Source organism: Psychrobacter sp. Cmf 22.2 (assembly GCF_001921745.1).
Lineage (GTDB): Bacteria > Pseudomonadota > Gammaproteobacteria > Pseudomonadales > Moraxellaceae > Psychrobacter.
Genome location: NZ_MRYA01000002.1, coordinates 511,827 through 531,342 on the forward strand (window position 1 = coordinate 511,827; position 19,516 = coordinate 531,342).

Annotated in this window: 13 protein-coding genes; 6 read left to right on the forward strand and 7 right to left on the reverse strand. The window is 45.5% G+C overall.

Annotation, left to right across the window (positions count from 1 at the left end; translation table 11 throughout):
* Nucleotides 1–242: 242 nt before the first annotated feature.
* Nucleotides 243–2,474 (reverse strand): TonB-dependent siderophore receptor, encoded by a 2,232-nt coding sequence (locus tag BTV98_RS06330; protein WP_075103190.1) that lies wholly within the window; start codon nt 2,472–2,474, stop codon nt 243–245.
* A gap of 268 nt (nt 2,475–2,742) precedes the next feature.
* On the opposite strand from BTV98_RS06330, the gene BTV98_RS06335 reads away from it, so the two are divergent.
* The 5 genes from BTV98_RS06335 to fecE are packed head-to-tail and all read left to right on the forward strand — an operon-like array spanning nt 2,743 to nt 8,933.
* A complete protein-coding gene (locus BTV98_RS06335) occupies nt 2,743–4,830 on the forward strand; it encodes a TonB-dependent siderophore receptor (RefSeq protein WP_075103191.1) in 2,088 nt (695 codons plus the stop codon).
* Nucleotides 4,831–4,867: 37 nt separating this feature from the next.
* Nucleotides 4,868–5,962 (forward strand): Fe(3+) dicitrate ABC transporter substrate-binding protein, encoded by a 1,095-nt coding sequence (locus tag BTV98_RS06340; protein ID WP_075103192.1) that lies wholly within the window; start codon nt 4,868–4,870, stop codon nt 5,960–5,962.
* Between the two features lie 42 nt (nt 5,963–6,004).
* Nucleotides 6,005–7,081 carry an iron ABC transporter permease gene (locus BTV98_RS06345; RefSeq protein WP_075103193.1) on the forward strand — a complete coding sequence of 359 codons (1,077 nt, stop codon included), beginning with the start codon at nt 6,005–6,007 and terminating at the stop codon, nt 7,079–7,081.
* A 53-nt stretch (nt 7,082–7,134) separates the two neighbouring features.
* Nucleotides 7,135–8,166 (forward strand): iron ABC transporter permease, encoded by a 1,032-nt coding sequence (locus tag BTV98_RS06350; protein ID WP_256713850.1) that lies wholly within the window; start codon nt 7,135–7,137, stop codon nt 8,164–8,166.
* A complete protein-coding gene (gene fecE, locus BTV98_RS06355; RefSeq protein ID WP_058368746.1) occupies nt 8,166–8,933 on the forward strand; it encodes a Fe(3+) dicitrate ABC transporter ATP-binding protein FecE in 768 nt (255 codons plus the stop codon). Before BTV98_RS06350 ends, fecE begins: the two co-directional genes overlap by 1 nt.
* 69 nt (nt 8,934–9,002) lie before the next feature.
* Here the strand turns inward: fecE and BTV98_RS06360 are convergent, their stop codons facing one another.
* The 6 genes from BTV98_RS06360 to BTV98_RS06385 form a co-directional block, all read right to left on the reverse strand.
* A complete protein-coding gene (locus BTV98_RS06360) occupies nt 9,003–10,052 on the reverse strand; it encodes an enoyl-CoA hydratase/isomerase family protein (protein ID WP_083606119.1) in 1,050 nt (349 codons plus the stop codon).
* A 152-nt stretch (nt 10,053–10,204) separates the two neighbouring features.
* Entirely contained in the window at nt 10,205–10,996 is a 792-nt protein-coding gene (locus tag BTV98_RS06365; RefSeq protein WP_058368748.1) for an enoyl-CoA hydratase-related protein, read from the reverse strand.
* A gap of 203 nt (nt 10,997–11,199) precedes the next feature.
* Nucleotides 11,200–12,852, reverse strand: coding sequence for a BCCT family transporter (locus BTV98_RS06370; protein WP_075103195.1), 1,653 nt, complete (start codon nt 12,850–12,852; stop codon nt 11,200–11,202).
* Nucleotides 12,853–12,937: 85 nt separating this feature from the next.
* On the reverse strand, nt 12,938–15,445 hold the full coding sequence (locus tag BTV98_RS06375) for a CoA transferase (RefSeq protein ID WP_075103196.1): 2,508 nt from the start codon (nt 15,443–15,445) through the stop codon (nt 12,938–12,940).
* Nucleotides 15,446–15,620: 175 nt separating this feature from the next.
* Nucleotides 15,621–17,111, reverse strand: a complete 1,491-nt coding sequence (locus tag BTV98_RS06380) for a CoA-acylating methylmalonate-semialdehyde dehydrogenase (RefSeq protein WP_075103197.1) — start codon at nt 17,109–17,111, stop codon at nt 15,621–15,623.
* A gap of 64 nt (nt 17,112–17,175) precedes the next feature.
* Complete coding sequence (locus BTV98_RS06385; protein ID WP_075103198.1) at nt 17,176–18,357, reverse strand: iron-containing alcohol dehydrogenase; 1,182 nt, start codon at nt 18,355–18,357, stop codon at nt 17,176–17,178.
* Between the two features lie 241 nt (nt 18,358–18,598).
* On the opposite strand from BTV98_RS06385, the gene BTV98_RS06390 reads away from it, so the two are divergent.
* A complete protein-coding gene (locus BTV98_RS06390) occupies nt 18,599–19,369 on the forward strand; it encodes an IclR family transcriptional regulator (protein WP_075103199.1) in 771 nt (256 codons plus the stop codon).
* Nucleotides 19,370–19,516: the final 147 nt, after the last annotated feature.

Consider the following 19,516-nt stretch of genomic DNA (forward strand, 5'->3'; position numbering starts at 1 on the left):
AATGATAATGATAATCATTTGCAAGTGGTTATTAAAATATTGTTCAATTAATGGTCCAGGTTCGCTCGTTTTTTTTAGGAAGGTGGTGAGTTTGCATGACTCAGCCGTATGCTGTGGGTGACGTGCAAAGCGATGGGGTGGTGTGCTGCGTTTTGTAGTTGCTTTGATAAAAAAAGAAGCAAACCTATGACAGGTTTGCTTCTTTTGTTGCGAGGTATCGGACAATGGGGACTTATGAACCATTAAAACTGATAGTTAAAACCTAATTTATACGAGCGTCCCGGCGCAGGATAGCGACCGACAGGACTGGTATCGATACCGCGGAAATAATACTGCTCATCAAATAAGTTATTGATACCAAACTGCACAGACAGCTTTTCGTTATCGGTATCTTGCAGCGTTTTTTGTAGGCTCAAATTCCACACTTGGTAAGCAGGCGTCTCGCCGATAGCACCGTCTGCACTTTCTGCCACTGTATTGGCATTGTCGGTGTAGGCTTTGTCATAGTAGACCCCAGATAAGGTGGCGCTGTAATCTTGATGGTCGTAACTGGCATGCCAGCCCAACTGGTGCGGCGAGCTGTAGGGCAGCTGATTGCCTTTATTTGCGCCTTCTTGTAGCGTGGCATCGAGATAGTTGTAGCTCAGACCGACACTGAGATTGTCGTATTTTTTCGGGGTGTAAGTGATAGCCGTCTCTATCCCTTGGTGCAGTGTCTCTCCGACATTGTCAAAGCTTTGATCGCGGCTGTTCCATTGCAGCTGGTCTTTAAAGTCTATGCGATACAGTCCCAAGTTGGCTTGCAGATTATCGGTGGTATAGCGCGTGCCGACTTCATAGTTCCATGCAAGTTCACTGCCTTCTTCTCCATTGCCGCGAATATTGGCAATTTGCGGTGTTCTGAGCGACTTTTGCGCATTGGCGTAGACCAGCCAAAGCTTGTCATCAGACTTGGTGAGCGCATATGAGGTGGTCAGCCCAGGTAGCCATTCTGTGATGGTATTGTCTGTTTGTGTGTTATTGCCAGCGTCATTAAACGTCATTTTGGCATTCTCATAACGAATGCCAGGCGTCACCTTTAGGCGCTCATCCAAAAAGCTCAGCTCATCACTTAGATACGCCGCCCATGCATCGGTCTGTAGGTTCCAGTCGCGCGGCGTGCTTGTCGTACCATCTGCCAGCTTGGTTTGGGTGAGTTTATAATCGATGTCTTCATTGACGTAGCGCACGCCACTGATGAGGTGGTGCTTGATATTGTCATCGTCGCCAAGCTTTATAGAAAACTTTGGCTCCACGCCATATACGTCAAACTCACGCGGGGAGGTGCGTAGGCTGTCTGAGGCAACTGCTGGGTCTGCCCAGTGCACGCCGTCATTGTTAAATTGTGAGTTAAACCCCCATTCAAAGTTACGCGTGGCATGATGGCCAAAGGTAGTGAGGTCTAACACTGCTTCGTCACCGATATTTAAGTAGTTTTTGTACTTAGCATGCCAGCGTGTTGATTTGCCTTGATAGGCTTCATACGGTCGCTGGCTTTGCTCGATATCTTGCTCGTAGGCGGCGGGCGAGAGTGCGCCTGGCATTTCTGTATCGGCATCATAATATTGCAAAAACCCTTCAAGCTCTTGGTTTTCGTCGATATACCAAAGCGCTTTGGCCTGCAAGTTGGTGACTTCGGTGTCTGAGTGATCTCTAAAGCTGTCGCCTTTGATACTATTGGCTTCTAACTGTACGCCAACGTCATCATTTAACCAGCGGCTATGGCGCGCGTATAAGCTGGTCAATGGCTTACCGTTTTGTTCAAAGACGGTCAAATCAGTACCAATCTCAGTTTGTGTCTCATTGGCAATCGGTTTGGTGACGAGGTTAATCACGCCGCCGACATTGTTTGGACCGTACTGGGTCGCCGCGCCGCCGCGTACCACATCGATACGCTCAATATTGTCGAGGGTCGCTGGAAATATAGACTGACCCGTATGACCATAAGGTGCCAAGGTCAACGGAATGCCATCCATCAAAAACTGCGCCTGTCCACTGCGGCTGGCATGCAGACCACGGATAGAGATGTTAGGTAGCACGCCTGTGCCTGTTTCATCATCAATCTTAGCACCTGGGATAAACTGCAATGCACCGTCAATGGAGTTGCTCACGGTTTTTTTAATAAAATCGTTATCGATCACTGTGCGATTACCGGCAAAGGCTTTTACCTGATTGGCACTAGAGTCACCAAGCGTTTCTGCTGTGACGATGATGGGCGCTGCAGTAAAAGAGGGGGTCGCAGTTTTTGTTTTGTGATTAATAGTGCTGGCTGTAGGGGAGGCATCCAAATCTGAATTTAAGTCCGAATTTACGTCTAAGCCTGTGGGCGACTCAATACTCGCCTCCTTGTCGGCAGGCGTCAGCTGGGCATAACTTTGCTGATAAATACAAAGCATCGCCAGGCAAAGTGTCGAACGTTTAAAAAAAATAACCATATTTATTCCAAGTAGTTAGCGTGTATTTGCAGGGGTCAAGAATGAACAGTGTTGCTAAAGCGTTGCAATTATAAACAGTAATAGTTATCATTTGCAAAATTATTATCATTTAAAAGTAGGGATAGTGCAGACATAGGCAGCCACTTTTGTTTTAAATATTCCAGCATAAGATGATCAATAGGCAGTCGTTACTTTAAGAATCAGCACCTTAAACGCTGATCTTTATGAATTGGTTTTCTCACTCCTCACACACTCTATGGATCCAAATATGTCTCCTCATCAACATAAACGCCTAGTGACGGCGGTTCGCACTCAATTATTATTAACCATGATGACGACTGGTCTAACCATGGCGGTGAGTCAACAGGTTGCTGCCCAAGAGACGCCTATCCAGTCATCAACAACAGAGCCATCCGTAACGCTAGCGCCCATCATGGTCACGGCCAAAAAATATGAAGGTTATGCTGCTTATAATCCAACATCAGGCACCAAAACCAATACCGAATGGCTGGATGTGCCGCAGTCGGTATCGGTGGTCACAAAGACCGAGCTGGAGGATAGGGGCGCGGTACGGGTTTTGGACGCGGTCAAAGGCGTTGCTGGTCTCAATAACACGCTGGGTGAGGGCAGCCGAGATGAGTTTGTGCTGCGCGGGTTTAATGGCTTAAACGATGTGTATAGCGATGGCATGCGTGATGATGGCAAACTGCAGTCCTATCGCAGCCTCGCCAATGTCGAGCGCGTCGAGGTGGTCAAAGGCCCAGCAGGCGCTTTATATGGTCGCGGCAGTGCTGGTGGTATCATCAATCTTGTTAGCAAAAAGGCAGAAGGCGATGAGTTTAATAAGGTGCAAGCGCAAGTAGGTAGCGATGGCTTGGCCGTGGCGCGTGTCGATAGTTCCCATAAGCTCTCAGATACTCTCAACGCGCGACTCAATGCTGAGTATCGTCGTAGTGATTCTTTTGTCGATCATGTAGACTCAAACGATGTGTTTATTGCGCCGACAGTCCGCTGGCAGCCAGATGATCAGCAAACGCTAGATTTCTCTTTTGATTTTACGCGTCAGCATCTTGTGCCTTATCGCGGCGTGCCCGCCAAAGATGGCAAGCCTGTGGATGTGCCTGTCCATACTTTTTATGGCGGTACCAACGATTACCAAGATTCAGATACTTGGCATGCGAAGGTCAATCACGAGTTTGCGATCAATGATGATATGACATGGACCAATCGCGCCTCATACAGCCATATTACTTTAGAACAAAAAGGCACCCGTCAGTCGCCAGCGGAGGTGACTGACAACCAAGTTGGCCGAACTGTAAATAACTTTGGTTATGACCCACGCACCAGCAAGACGGTACAGTCAGAGCTGGCTTGGAATACCGGCAACCATGAACTGCTCTTTGGTGCCGATTATAATGATATCGACATTGACTTGACCCTTGCTACTGATAAAAATGTACCGCCCATATCTGCCACCAATCCAAGCGCTGGTGCGACACCCAACCCAGGGTTTCCTAAATTTCGCAAAAACAGCACCCAAAGTGTCGGCGTCTTTGCCCAAGATGTCTATCATATCGGCGACTGGTCGCTGGTCGGCAACGTCCGCTATGACAATATCCAGCTGGATCAACGCTTTCAAGGTCAAGACAGCGAGCTAAATGATGATAAGTTCAGCTACCGCGCAGGTATCGTCTATAACTTTACCGATGCCACCTCCGCTTATGTGACTGCCGCGCGCTCGTGGCAGCTGCCTTATTCAGGCATTTATATCAATCCAAAGCTTGCTGCGCTGTATCAGACTGATCTCAAAGAGATAGGCGTTAAGACGTATCTGCACAATGACGATATCATGCTCAACGCTGCCGTCTATCAGATTGATAAAGAAGACCCAAAAACCAATGACAACCGAGAAGTCATTGACAAAGATGAGTTTCGCCATCAAGGCCTAGAGCTTGAAGCGCGCGGCAAAATTCGGGACAACTGGGATATATCGGCAGGCTATAGCTATCTGGATGCAGAAGATAAAAAGACTGGCCTTGTGCCAAACGATGTGCCAAAGCAAACCTTCTCACTATGGAGCGCCTATCAGCCCACTGACCAGTGGCGCGTGGGCGGCGGTGTCAATTATGTCAGTGATCGCTATGCAGGGGATGCAGAGGCAGTAGAGCTTGATGGCTATACCACGGTGGATTTGATGGCCGCCTATAGCGCAGGTCAGCACAATGTACAGCTCAACCTAAACAATGCGTTGGATAAAAAATATGCCTTTGGGGCGACCAATGGCAGCTCAGGCAAAAACCAAATCGGCTTTGGCGCACCCAGAACGTGGCTGTTAACGTATAACTATGAGTTTTAACGCCCAACCCATTTTATGATAGTAAGACAGGTTATTTATGAATCAACGCCCAAAGCTCACGCTTATTTTGCCTTTATTGGTCATCGTATTGATTGTCGTTGGCGGTATTGTTTTTATTATCACTCAAAAAAACAATATGACGGCCACGCCATCATTGAGTGCTGATAATGACACATCGGTAGCAGCCACTCAGTCAAATGTCAGTAGCAGTAATAGCAGTCGCGACAATCATGCTGTGCAGCTGCTAACCGACACAGAGATCAAAGCGCGTTTGCCCAATCTGAGCGACTATCCGCAGAATCCAAAGCGCATTGTGGTTTTGGAATACTCATTTTTAGGGGATGCGTTAGCATTAGGTTTGCCGCCAGTGGGTATTGCTGATGATAATAAGCCTGACAGTATTATTACCGAGTTTACTCAGCAGCTATCTGATTATACCTCGGTCGGTTCACGCTATCAGCCAAGCCTTGAGGCTATTGCGGATTTACAGCCTGATCTGATCATTGCTGATGATGAGCGTCATACGGTCATCGCCGATGAGTTAAATCATATTGCACCATCGGTCGTACTAAAGAGCCGCGGTGAGAGTTATGCAGAAAATATCCAGACGGCGCAATTGGTCGGGCATATCGTTCACCAAGATAAAAAAATGGCGCAAGTTATCAATACGCATCTAAAAAAGATGGCAGATCTACAGTCGCAGTTGGCAGCCACTCCGCTTGCTAGTCACAGCGTTCAATTTGCCATTATCAGTGATAAGGGCATGTGGCTGCATGGTCCAAGCTCGTATGCTGGTAGTTTGCTTGATTATCTAAATATCAAAAGCCCCATTCCTGAGCAAACGGATGAGGCGTATATTGCAACCAGTCTTGAGCAGTTGTTGGCAGCCGATCCCGATTGGTTATTGATTGGGCGTTATAACGAGCACACCATTTATGATGAGTGGAAATCCTCGCCGCTGTTTCATCAGCTAACGGCGGTCAAAAACGATCAAGTCATCGAAGTCGATCCAAACTATTGGGCGCTCAATCGCAGTATGCAGTCTGCTGAGCACATGGCTGCTAAGCTGCTTAAGATTGCATCAAGCTCAGGCAAAGAAGGTTTAAGCCCTTCTGTAAAAGAGTCCAATTAATGCGCCATTACAAGACTGTCTGTTTAAAACAGGGCGGCTTTTATGGTTGAGACAAAACTGAGCCGCTCCTCTTCTAGATCGCCAAAACCCTCTATTGCAAAGCGTCCGATAACACGGGTGCTATTGTGGTGCGGATTGTTCATTATTTTGCTAATAGGCTGTTGGCAAGGGTTAACGGCGTATTCAAAATTCTCCCTGTCGATTTTGGATGCCTTCTCTTTATTGGCTCAGTCGAATGCTAAAGCCTCATTAGCCGCGCAATTATTAATAGAGATACGTCTGCCACGCGTGCTTGTGGCGATGATAGTCGGTGCCAATTTGGCGGTAGCTGGGCTGCTGATGCAGGTGATGACCCGTAACTCGCTGGCCTCTCCTGCGGTATTGGGTATCAATGCTGGGGCGGCCTGCGTGGTTGCTCTATCCTCCATTGGTTTAGGGTTTGCCTTTTTAACCTCGACCTTTTTACAAGCGCTGGTCGGATCAGTGTTTTCTTGTGCCCTTGTTGCAGGACTGGCAGGATATTTCTCCGGTCGTCCGGTGCATCCTGTGCGTCTGGTTTTATCAGGCGTTGCTATCAATGCGCTGCTGGTCGGTATGACGCGAGCGGCGCTGATCACCACCGATGAGCAGGCGTATGGGGTACTTTATTGGCTAGCTGGCTCTATTGCCAATACGCGCTGGGAGTCTATTCCAATGCTCGCGGTGATATCACTGCTGGCCTTGGGTTATGGCTGGTGGCTGTCGCCTAAGCTAAATGTCTTGGTGCTGGGCGATGAGGTGGCAAGTAGCCTTGGGGTAAACTTGCGAGCATTGCAGTGGTCGTGCGGGGCATTGATTACCATACTCACGGCGATCAGTGTGGCAGTCGCAGGCCCCATTGCCTTTGTGGGTTTGATTATCCCGCATGTTGCCAAGCGTCTGTTGAAACAAGTGTCCAATATGGCTTATGAGCAGCTTTTGCCCTTATGTATGCTACTTGGCAGTATCTTGATGGTATGGGCAGATGTCCTATCAAGGGCTATCGCTTATCCAGCAGAGACGCCAGTGGGGCTGTTAACCGCGCTGATTGGTACGCCAGTTTTTATTGCGCTGGCATGCAGGCGGCGGCTTGATAGCTAATTAAGACCGTGAAATCAAGCAACCCTTCATCAAGCAATAAAAGTAAGCAACAGATGACCATAAAAACCAACGCCTCTGCACCGCTCTTACACTCATTATTTGCTCGTAAATCGGCAAGTAGAGCAGTGATGCTCATTATAATGCTGCTATTGATGCTAAGTATGAGCAGTGTGTTTTTTGGCGCCAGTGAATTGACGTACGGACAAGTTTGGCAGCATTTACAGCAAGGCTTTAGTGGCGACAAAGATTTTATTGTCTGGCAGCATCGTCTGCCGCGCACGCTACTAGCAATACTGGTGGGCGCAAGCCTTGGCCTATCAGGCTCATTGGTGCAAGGGGTCATCCGTAACCCGCTGGCATCCCCTGACTTGATGGGCATCAGCGCAGGCGCGGGGTTTTGCGCGACGCTTTTACTGGTGATGATTCCTACGGCCCCTACTTGGTGGCTGTCTGTCGCAGCGCTACTCGGCGGATTATTAGCCTTTTGCATTATCATGCTATTGGCACAGATATCACAGCCTACGCCTGCGCGCTTGGCACTGATAGGTGTCGCCATTAGTGCGTTTTTAGCCAGTGGGATTAACTTTTTATTGGTGATTTATCCTGTTGAGATTAATACTGCAATGATTTGGTTAACCGGTAGCTTGTGGGGTCGCAGCTGGCAACATATTCCGATGCTAACGATGATATTTGCCGTATTGATGGTCATCAGTATGTATCTGGCATGGCGTTTGGATGTGTTGGGACTTGGTGAGGAGACAGCCTATCATTTGGGTGTGTCCGTCAAACCACTAGAATTTACCACATTGCTCATCGCGGTAGTGATTGCAAGCCTAGCGGTCTCGGTGGCAGGGACGGTCAGTTTTATCGGATTGCTTGCGCCGCATATCGCACGATTGCTCTTTGGGCATCAGCACCGTATCTTATTGCCAGCGTCCGCGCTGATAGGCGCCATTATATTGGTTTTAGCCGATGTATTGGCACGCAGTTTATTTGCGCCAATTGAGCTACCAGCTGGCGTCTTGACCTCAGTGATCGGTGCGCCTTATTTTATCTTTTTGCTATCGCGCTATAAGGGGTGGTGATGCTATCGGTGAATGAACTCCAGCTTGGCTACCATGATGGTCAACGTATTATTAAAGACTTGTCACTTGAGCTGCCAGAAAATAAAGTCATTGGGCTGATTGGTCCAAATGGCTGCGGAAAATCGACGCTATTAAAAGGCTTGTGCCGCTTGATTCAACCGCAGTCGGGCAGTATTTGTCTTAGACAACAAAACATGGCGCAATTAAACAATCGGCAGATTGCCCGCCAGATATCGGTATTGCCGCAAGTGCAGACCAATCCTGAAGGCCTGAGTGTCAGACAGTTGGTGGAATACGGCAGGACGCCATACGTCTCACATTGGGGCAAGCTGAGTGCGGCGGATAGTCAGATAGTAGATAGTGCCATGCATGAGATGGCGATTGATTCTTTGGCTGATACGCCGCTTGACGCCTTATCAGGCGGTCAACAGCAGCGCGCATGGATTGCGATGATTTTGGCGCAGGATACTGACATTATCATGCTTGATGAGCCTACTACTTATCTAGATATCTCCTATCAAATAGAGCTGATGCGGCTCATTCGAGCACTAAAAGAAAAGGGAAAAAGCATCATCGTTGTGCTGCATGACCTTAACCAAGCAGCGAGATATTGTGATCTATTAGTGGTGTTAAAATCGGGGGAGTTGCAAATGATGGGCACGCCTTGCGAGGTGATGACAGAGGCGATGCTGGCTGAGATATTTGACGTACAAGCCAAAGTGATTACCGATCCTGTTGCAGGCTCGCCGATGTGTGTGTATGTGTAGATATCTACGATAAACAATGCGAATCAGTTAGTAATATAAAGCTTTATTACTAACTTTTAGTTTTCAAGTCTAATTATCAAACTTAAAAAAATACTGCTCAATATCGGAATCAGTTAAAGCTTCCAATTTGCTAGGAACCCACTTCGGAGAACCATCTTTATCAACTAAAACGGCACGAACACCCTCATAAAAGTCATCTGTATCCATGAAATGAATGGCCATGTCTTTTTCCATCTCTAGGCATTCATTGAGCGATTTGTTTTTTCCATTGATGAGCTGCTGTAACGTCACTTTTAATGAGGTAGGCGACTTTGAAAGAATGTTATTTAATTCTTGTGTGGCCCAATCATCACCATTAATTGACTTACTGCGTAAAGACGCTACTATTTCTTCTATCGTATCGTGTTGGAAATGATGGTTTATGTCTTCTTTATGTACCTTTAGTTCTGAAACATCTAATGAACTTGTACCGGTTGCGGTAAGTAATTCACTTAGATCTTTAAGAATTGATGCAGCTGACCAATCCTTAGTTAGTAATTTTTTTTGTATAGTTTCCCACTCACTGCTTTTTATATAGTAATCGGCTGTACCAATATAAATAGCATCATTTGCTTTTATAACCTTTGCGGTCAATGCAAGGTAACGACCTACATATCCCGGTAGTTGATTGAGAAAAAAGCTTGCGCCAACATCTGGGAAAAACCCAATGTTCATTTCAGGCATCGCCCATTTTGTTTTTTCTGTTACGATTCGGTGAGATGCTCCGACGGAAAGTCCGACTCCACCTCCCATAACAATACCATTCATATAGGCTAAAATAGGTTTTGAATAGTTATGTATAAGTGCATCTAGACGGTATTCTGTTGAAAAGAAGTCTTCTGCATAAGCGACGACATCTTCCGATTCCAAATCATAGAATTTGCGCATGTCGCCTCCTGCACAAAATCCTTTTTGTCCTTCACCATACAAGCAAACAAACACTACGTTAGAGTCTTTTTCCCATTTTTCTAAAGCGTTGGTTAAGAGTTCAACTACTTCAGTATTAATAGCGTTCAAGACTTCAGGTCGATTTATTTTTAGCCAGCCAATACCGTTTTTTATTTCTGACGTGACCACCATTTGTATCACCTTACCAGTTGTTTTATTGAAGCTATATAAGAATTAATATTTTCTCGTGTCATTATTAAAAAAGCATGATTACAGTTATATATTAAAATCCGTATAACGATAACCATACTTTAGATTGAATTTACCGACTACTTTAAAAATATTTAATCTTTAAAGTCGGGTTTACGCTTTTCCATAAAGGCGTTGACGCCTTCAACCATATTCTCTGTCTCAAATAGCTGTGCCCATTGCTCCGCTTCTATCTCCAAACCTTTTTCTAAAGTAGTTGCCATGCCTTCATTGACGGCTATAAGCGTGGCTTTGACAGATTCTGCGCTCTTATTGATAGCAATGGATTCAGCCAGTTTTTTGGTCTCATTCATTAATTCAGCAAGAGGTACTGATTTATTAACCAAACCAATTTTTTCAGCCTCTTGACCACCGATAAATTGACCTGTAAGAATCAGCTCTAATGCTTTGGCTTTATTGGTGATACGAGCTAGTCTTTGAGTCCCACCAAATCCAGGTATCAATCCTAGATTTAGCTCTGGCTGACCTAACTTTGCTTCATCAGCTGCAATTCGTAAATGACAGCTCATAGCAAGCTCTAATCCGCCACCCAGACAAGCACCGTTGATGGCCGCGATAACAGGTTTGGTACATGACTCGATGGTGTTCATAACGGCTTGAGCATCTTGTGACAGTTTTTTGCCTTTTTGAGTATCGTTAAATGCTTCGGTAAACTCTTTAATATCTGCACCAGCGACGAACATTTTCCCTTTACCGGTTATCACGATTACTTCAATGCCTTGATTTGCTTGCGCCTGTTTGAAACACTCAGACAGTCCATTTATTGTGGTCGTACTTAATGTATTGGCAGGTGGATTATTGATAGAGATATAGCCCACTTGGTTTTCTATACTGAAATCGATACTTTCAAAAGTTTGATTTTGCATTGTTTCTTTTACTCCGTTTAAGTTATTTACCAGCGTATGAGATATCCTCGCAGGTCTTTTCAATGGTTGCGTACCCAGTTGACTCAGGTAGAAGCAACAATTTCCAGCCTGTAAAAACAGACTAAAAAAATGATTAGTGTTTAGAAACCCTAAGCAGGTGTTCTATGATTAGTTTAGCGTTGCACTTAGTATGTTCATCTAATTTATGTTTCGTCGACCCAATTTATATTACTTACTTTAGCAGTGTTGGTATCATAGAGAATGGCTTTAACCAGAGACACTCCCATTAATACCATTACAAAACTAAAGGGTAAGGCACCAATCACCATAGCTGTCTTGATTGCCCCCAATCCTCCGCTCGTCAGTAGCACACCAACCACCAAGGCCAATATCACACCCCAAAAGATGATGTGCGGACGACCTTTCGGACCTTCGTTACCACCCGAATTAATCGTATTGATAACGAGAATGGCCGAGTCTAAAGTGGTGACTAGATAGGTCAGTAGTAAGACCAAAACCAAGATGGCCATTGTCCATGCGAAACCTGAGGACAACATCACATCCAACATTGCCAATAGTTGAGCTTCTTGACCCACTCCTGAAATAGCATCACCAGCGATACCATTAAGCGTTAAATCAATCGCGGTACCACCTACCACTGAGAACCAGATAAAACACATCAGCGCAGGTAGGACTACGGTACCAAATAGATAAGATCGAATACTACGACCCCGTGAGATACGCGCAAAGAACACCCCAACAAAGGGACCAAAAGCAATCCACCATGCCCAATAAAACACCGACCAATCTTTTTGCCATGTAGCAAGCGTATCACCGACTGGTGTGCCATCTGGCTGCCACACAGTCACTAATAGCTCAGGAAGTGCGGTGACATAATCAAACAAGCCGACGAAAAAAGACTGCAAGCCAAAGAATGTTGAACCAAATATTAAGAAAAATGCGAAAAGTATAAGGCTCAAACCCATGTTTATATTGGATAGCCATTTAATACCTTTGCCAACCCCAGAGAGTGCAGACATTGTGGCTACCCCAACGATCACGACCAGTGCCACAACAATCGCGGCAGTCGACGACTGGCCATTGGCATTCAATAACCAATCGCCCATGCCAACACGGTGCATACTAGACACAAACTGCTCAACCCCGAATCCTAACGTCTGTGCGACGCCTAAAATAGTGGCAATAACGGCGATAATATCGATCATGTTGCCAAGCTTGCCGGATAACCTTTGGCCAAACAATGGTGCCAGTCCCGATCGAATGGTCAGAGGTAACTTACGCCTGAACGAAAAATACGCCATCGACAATCCAACTAAGGAATAGCAAATCCATGCGCTAAACCCCCAGTGTAGAAAGGCCCATTTATAAGCATATCTTACATTGTCGGCGGCATAGCCAGTGGCCATACCTTGAATGACTTCAGGGCTATTGGCAAAGTGATACATGGGCTCTGCAGTCGCAAAGGTCAGCATACCAACACCAATACCGGCTCCAAAGATCATAGAGAACCATGAAAAATTGGAGAACTCAGGCTTGTCTGTTTTGTCCCCTAAAATCAACGAGCCATAGCGGGGAATAACGGCCAAAACCAACGCCAAAATTAAGAAGAAAGCAACGGATAAGATATACCACGTCGAGAAGTGATTGAGTAAGAAGCCATTGATCGAACCCAATATCGCCATAGAGCTTTCAGGAAATATGACGGCCCACACAATGAGCAGCCCCAATAAAATTTTTGCGGTAATGGTGACGTCTTTATTAAACCCTTCATAAAAGCCTTTGGTGGCGACTTTGATGGGCAATCTGGTTAAAGGTTGCTTGCTTTTATGTTCCATATCTAATCCTTTAGATAGTCTTTCACTCGTTTAGATATACATCAAGTGTCACAATCCTTTATTGACCTGCTGCATATCATTTGGGTTAACTCGGTAAAAACTCACTGCTCCAGCTATCACTCAGATCCCCATGAGCAATACTGGCCTCAATCTCTATCTCGCTATAACCAAGCTCCAGCATAATTTGACGCGTAGATTGCCCAAACTTTTCAGGACGAGGTAGTGCATATACAATGCTATGCGAGGGACGAATAGCATAAGGGTCAAGCTGTGTCACTTTATGACCACTTGGATGGTTCTCATAAATCGAAAAAGAATAACTACCACGATCAGTGCCTGGTGTATTATCTGCTAGGCGACTATATTCAGCACGTAAAGCATTGATATCTGCACAGATGACCGCAGCAATATCAGCCGTTTGTAAGCGTTCAACCCAATCGTGAGCAGGTGCTTTTTGAAAAGCATTAGATAAGAATGTCGCACGCTCATGTCTTTCTAACTCGCTAAAACCTTCTAAGCCCTCAACGTTTTCAAAGTTCTTTACATCCATCTCATAAGCGTTTAGCAACAAGTAGTTCCCTGAGGAGGTATAGTAAAAGCGTGTCAACTCATCATGACCATTGGTTTCGCGGCCTGACGGCTCATTGAACAGACCTCGTTTTTCGAAGTCATAACAATATGGAATTTGTAGTAAGGCACTATTCGCGACTAATGAAGTACAACCGCGTCCGATACGACCTGTACGATATTTTTGATATAGCGCGACGCCAATACTCATAGCGCCGCCAAAGCCACACATCACATCAATAGTACCAACATGTGCATGCTCCTCTGGCGTATCCATCGCTCCGCCGCAGCGCAACATAATGCCAGTAGATGCCTGGACCACATCGTCGTAGCCTATAAAGTCACTACACGGACCCTTACGGACGCCACTAAAGCAATCAAGCTTGCAAAATATGGCCTCAGGGTTTAAGGCTTTTAAGCTTTCAGCATCTAAGCCCATTTTTTTGATTTGGGTGTCCGTCGCATTCCAAACGATGACGTCAACGGATTGAACTAACTTCTCAAATACTTCTCGTCCTTTTCCGTGACGAATATCAGCGAGTATGGAGCGTTTACCTGTCATTTGAGACATACCGTAAATAACAGTGTTCCAACTGTCATAAAATGGAGAGGCAGGATCAAGCTTAATGATTTCTGCTCCAAAACGCGCCAAATAAGCTGCCGAATGGGGACCGGCAATCACGTTACAAAGATCAAGTACCTTAACGCCATCTAGCCAACCAATTTTTTCATTAAGATTATTGACTGAGGGCAACTTGGTTTTGATAGCCTTCAGTTCTTTTAACGCGGTATCAAAGTCAGTAGGCTCTGGGGGTTTGGGTTGTAGCATCAGCTCACCACATTCTTCTAGCCAAACAATGGGACCTGGCTGAATCATTTTGCCGTAAGTTGGATCTTCAACTTCAATCATGAGTCCTGCGGTTTCAGCATGATCATCACGGATCCATTCTTGTAGCCAACGCTGCGGCGCTCCAGGTATACCGCGTTTTCCAAATATCTTTTGCCACTCTTTTGAGGTACGCTGTAAAAAAGCCGCTTTCATTTTTTCAGCAATACGATCGGCCCAATGCTTTGGCATAGGATAAACCCCAAGCGATGTATCAGAGCTCCACTGACTAGACGGCAAATAGGTATCTTCTTCTTCGGTCAATCCTTCCTCAACCAATTCATCGTATAACCCTAAGACTTGCAAACAACGCTTAGCATGATCCTTATGACTAGGGCATACCACATAGAACATACGCCCATCTTTACACATATAACTGCGGTAAAAAGGGTCTAGCAATTCTTGCAGTGCTTCGTAGTCCATATTCATTGGAATACCTTCAACGCGGCGGCGTTGAATCTCAACCTCGCGCTGGGTCAAGTACCGTTCAGGTAAATCTTCAATCTCGATGGAGTTGTAGCAAAGCCCTTCCATGACAGCGGCCGCAAGCGGCACTTCAATCGCATCACCAATGCCCGTGTTTTCACGTGCTTGTAGCGCAAAGACGACCGAAGAACCTGCCAGCATTGCGCCATACGCAGAAGGAAGCGGCAAGGGAGAGAACGACGGGTTGATGCCCATAAGTACACGGTTTAAACCCATGTCCGTAAACACGCCTGAGCTCGCTGATACGATGCTTTCATAGGCGCGCAGCTCACGGCGTTGTTCATCGTTGGAGGCAAACCCAGGGATAGACAGCGTAATCAGCTGCGGACGCTCTGCTCGCAGCGCTACCAGATCCAGACCCATCTCTGCCATCTTTCCTGGGCGAAAGCCTTCGATGACGATGTCACTTTCCAAAATCAGTTCTCTGGCTTGTGTCAGTCCTTCCTCAGTCTTTAGATCAAGATTTAGCATCAATTTATTGCGATTTAGGACAGCGTTGGCAGGACTTTGCCATCGTGGACCTGACGGTGGGTCTATATGGACCACGGTTGCGCCTAAATCGCCAAGCATCATACCAACAGCAGGACCTGCAATATATTGACCAAAATCAATGACTTTGACACCTATGAGTGGTAATTCAAATGTTTCTCGCATAGCTATCTATCCTTAGAATTATGTTGTACGACTATGAAAAATCAGAATTTAATGAGAGGAATGACAAGCCAAATCCACTTGCTTAAAGGTAAATTTCTATTTAGAGAGCATCGATGGTTCAATGCTCTTAATAAGAAGTGCTCTTAATAAACAGTGCTTTTAAAAGGTAATGCGATTAAGTCGGCATAGAAAACTGCTTCTCTTCTCGTAGTGCTGCGCTAGGCCAGCGTTGCGTAATCGTTTTACGTCGAGTGAAGAATCTTACGCCGTCTGGTCCGTACATGGCCAAGTCACCAAATAATGAGCGCTTCCAACCACCAAAGCTTTGTGATGCTACGGGTACTGGTAGTGGGATATTGACACCAACCATGCCGACTTCAATATTATCGATAAAGTGACGAGCTGCTTCACCATCTCTGGTATAGATACAAGTACCATTACCATATTCATGATCATTGATGAGCTGTACTGCCTCGGCCATAGTTTGCACACGCATTACTTGTAAAACTGGGCCAAAAATCTCGGCTTTGTAGCTGTCCATTTCTTTAGTGACATGGTCAATCAGGGTTGGACCAACAAAGAATCCGTTTTCATAGCCTTCTGGTTGAACTTCAGAGCCGTCTGCGACTAGGGTTGCGCCTTGATCGGCAGCACTGTTGATATGCTCTACGACTTTAGATTTGTGCGCCTTGGTAATAACAGGACCAAAATCATTATTTTTTTCGGAATGAACGCCAAATTTTAGCGCTTTGATGGCAGGCTTTAGTGCTGCAATCATCTTATCGGCCGTTTCATCACCGACTGCTACTGCAACAGACAACGCCATACAACGCTCACCTGATGAGCCAAAAGCTGCACCTAGCAATGAGGTTACTACATTGTCCAAGTCGGCATCTGGCATGACAATCGCATGATTTTTCGCACCGCCTAGCGCTTGGCAGCGTTTGCCTTGTGCCGCTGCGGTCGTATAGATATATTCAGCGATAGGGGTGGAGCCGACAAAGCTTACGGCCTTGACGTCTGGATGATGCAAAATCGCATCGACGGCTTCTTTGCCACCATTTACCACGTTGATAACGCCTTCTGGAAGCCCTGCTTGTTGCAGTAGCTGTGCAATAAATAATGTCGAGCTTGGATCGCGCTCAGATGGTTTTAGGATAAAGGTGTTACCACAAACGATGGCCATGGGGAACATCCACAGTGGCACCATCGCAGGGAAGTTAAATGGTGTGATACCAGCAACGACGCCTAGCGGATGAAACTCACTCCAAGAGTCTATATCGGTACTCACATTGCGACTATGTTCACCCTTTAATAACTCAGGTGCAGCGCATGCATATTCGACATTTTCAATACCACGTTGCAGCTCGCCCGCCGCATCGTGAACAATTTTGCCGTGCTCTTCACCGATTAAGCGGCAAATCTTATCGGCATTTTGCTCGAGCAATTCTTTGAATTTAAACATGACACGCGCGCGTTTCAATGGTGACGTTTTGCTCCACGCTGGGAAAGCAGCTTTAGCAGCAGCAACTGCTTCACCGATTGTTTTTTCGCCGCCCAAAGCAACCTTCTTACTCACTTCACCAGTTGAGGGGTTGTAAACATCTTGAGTCTGGCTGTCGTTATTGACTAAGCTGCCGTTAATAAAGTGTCCGATCGTTTGCATGGTTTATTTCCTTTAAATATATGTATTACTGATAGATTGAGACTAAATGGAAATGATTGGTGTTCTATGAGTGATCCGTACTACTGTCATCCCACAGCATGGTATAAAGCTGAGTCATCTCTTCAAGACTGGGTATTCGAGGGTTATTGTTGGGCGAACCTGATGCGAATGCTTGCTCGCACATGGTATTGACGAGCTTATCGAAATCCGCTCTTTGTACACCAAATTCAGCTAATGTAGGCACCAGCAATTCTTTATTTAAGTTTTTTAAGTAATTGACCAAACTGACGTTGGCCTGATCATCTGTTTCGCTGTGATCAGCTATTCCCAAGGCGCGTGCGCAGTCAGCGTAACGGACCGGTGCACTAGAGATACCAAACTCGGTAATCGTTGGTAGTAGCATGGCGTTTGATAAACCATGCGGCACATGAAAAAAAGCACCAATTGGGCGACTCATACCATGCACTAGCGCTACTGAAGAGTTACAGAATGCAATACCTGCCAAAGTAGAGCCAAGCATCATCGCTTCACGAGCTGTTTCATCTTTACCGTTGTGATAAGCAGTTTGGATATTGGGTCCAATCAAGCGTAGAGCCGCGAGTGCCTGTTGGTCGCTATAGGCATTACGTTTTGGGCTGATGTACGCTTCGATAGCATGGGTCATCGCATCGATACCTGTATCCGCGGTAGTACGCGGCGGTACGCTGAGCGTGAGGCTATAATCGATAATGGCCGCGATGGGCATAAATCCCATGCCGACACACAATAATTTTTCGTTGTTATCGTCGTCAGTGATGATAGTAAAGCGTGTGACTTCTGATCCTGTACCTGCCGTCGTCGGTATAGCGACAATGGGTAAGCCTGTTTCGTTAACTTGGCGAGGAAACTTATAATCACGCATGACCCCGCCAAACCTGCCCAAGATTGAGATCGCTTTTGCACTATCAATAGGGCTACCTCCGCCTAAGGCAATAAGCCCATCGTAGTTTTGAGCTTTTACTAATGACACACCTGCCCCGATAGAGCTCTCAGTAGGTTCAGGTACTGTATCTGAAAACACATCAGCATTGATTTGTGCCTCTCTCAACACGGCCTGTATATCATCGACATAGCCAAGCTTGACCATCATGTCGTCAGTAATAATCAGCGGTTTTTTTATACCCAAACTTTCTAATATTAGCGGTAGCTTTTGGCAAGCATCGCGTCCAATCTCCATCGTCCTTGGTAGAAGGATACTGTGCGACATAATTACTCATCCTTGTGTTAGTGACTGCAGTTATAAGCTTAATAAATAGCTTATCTATAGTGCGAGCTACTCATATTATCGAATAATGTCAAAATGTTATTTTCACATAACGATAAAATTCTTATCGTTATGTGAAAATTAACAGAATATTTTTATAATAGCAAGACGCAATAGCGTAAATTTTAACGTTATAATAAATAAATTTATTCGCTGAGAGTCAGCTAGAGGTTTAAATTAAATAATGAGTAATACTAAAAAGAAGGGCTCAAGCGTTGAGCGTGTTTTACAGATAGTAGAAGTGCTTGCCCGCTCGCAAAGACCAATGAGTGTCAGCGACCTAGCAGAAACACTAGAAGTGCCGGTGCCGAGTATGTATCGATTATTGGATCAATTACAGGATCTTGAATTCGTTCAGTTAGATTTACCAGGGAAGGTAACTTGCGGAAAACGCACGTATAAGCTTGCCATGAACTTACTACAAAACAGTGATTTCAAAAACGAAAGATTAGCCATACTAAATGAGCTGTCAGCGAAAATAGGAGAGACGGTAGGTATTTCGATTTTACAAGACTTAGACGTGGTTTATATCGATCGCGTTATGTCGGATTGGCCGCTACAAATATTTTTACCGTCGGGCACTCATATTCCTGTTTGGGCCAGTGCCAGTGGTAAACTATTGTTATCACAGCTATCGGATGAAAAATGCGAACGTATCGTTGAGAAAATGTCGTTACATGCACTAACGACCAAAACTCAGACCGATAAAAAGCAATTAATGCAAACGATCACGGCAACGCGTGAGACGGGAGTGGGCGTAGATAATGAGGAATTTATTCCAGGTATGGTAGCGTGTGCAGTCATGATTCCCAATGGGGATCAACAATCATTTGCCACAGTGTTTACACATGGCCCGACAGTGAGAAAAAGTCTAGAAGAGTTGCTCAGCTATGTACCTCTTATGAGGGAAGCTGCTAATGAGCTGTCAGCTATTTTCAATCAAAACTATGAATAAAGTTATTGACGATAGAATAGGGTAATACGTTAAGAAAAATTCTAATCTATTCTTCATTAGCTAAAATAAGTACACTTTATATGGCTTTAGTCAACTGGTCGTCTTATCTTTTTATCATGACTTGGCCTTAAAGGTATGAAAAGGTTT

Bases quoted from the DNA above. Each gene is read 5' to 3' on its own strand.
- BTV98_RS06380 (WP_075103197.1), bottom strand. From the start codon at position 17,111: ATGCAAACGATCGGACACTTTATTAACGGCAGCTTAGTCAATAACGAC.
- fecE (WP_058368746.1), top strand. From the start codon at position 8,166: ATGCTATCGGTGAATGAACTCCAGCTTGGCTACCATGATGGTCAACGT.
- BTV98_RS06350 (WP_256713850.1), top strand. From the start codon at position 7,135: ATGACCATAAAAACCAACGCCTCTGCACCGCTCTTACACTCATTATTT.
- BTV98_RS06370 (WP_075103195.1), bottom strand. From the start codon at position 12,852: ATGGAACATAAAAGCAAGCAACCTTTAACCAGATTGCCCATCAAAGTC.
- BTV98_RS06360 (WP_083606119.1), bottom strand. From the start codon at position 10,052: ATGGTGGTCACGTCAGAAATAAAAAACGGTATTGGCTGGCTAAAAATA.
- BTV98_RS06330 (WP_075103190.1), bottom strand. From the start codon at position 2,474: ATGGTTATTTTTTTTAAACGTTCGACACTTTGCCTGGCGATGCTTTGT.
- BTV98_RS06340 (WP_075103192.1), top strand. From the start codon at position 4,868: ATGAATCAACGCCCAAAGCTCACGCTTATTTTGCCTTTATTGGTCATC.
- BTV98_RS06375 (WP_075103196.1), bottom strand. From the start codon at position 15,445: ATGCGAGAAACATTTGAATTACCACTCATAGGTGTCAAAGTCATTGAT.
- BTV98_RS06365 (WP_058368748.1), bottom strand. From the start codon at position 10,996: ATGCAAAATCAAACTTTTGAAAGTATCGATTTCAGTATAGAAAACCAA.
- BTV98_RS06385 (WP_075103198.1), bottom strand. From the start codon at position 18,357: ATGTCGCACAGTATCCTTCTACCAAGGACGATGGAGATTGGACGCGAT.
- BTV98_RS06345 (WP_075103193.1), top strand. From the start codon at position 6,005: ATGGTTGAGACAAAACTGAGCCGCTCCTCTTCTAGATCGCCAAAACCC.
- BTV98_RS06335 (WP_075103191.1), top strand. From the start codon at position 2,743: ATGTCTCCTCATCAACATAAACGCCTAGTGACGGCGGTTCGCACTCAA.
- BTV98_RS06390 (WP_075103199.1), top strand. From the start codon at position 18,599: ATGAGTAATACTAAAAAGAAGGGCTCAAGCGTTGAGCGTGTTTTACAG.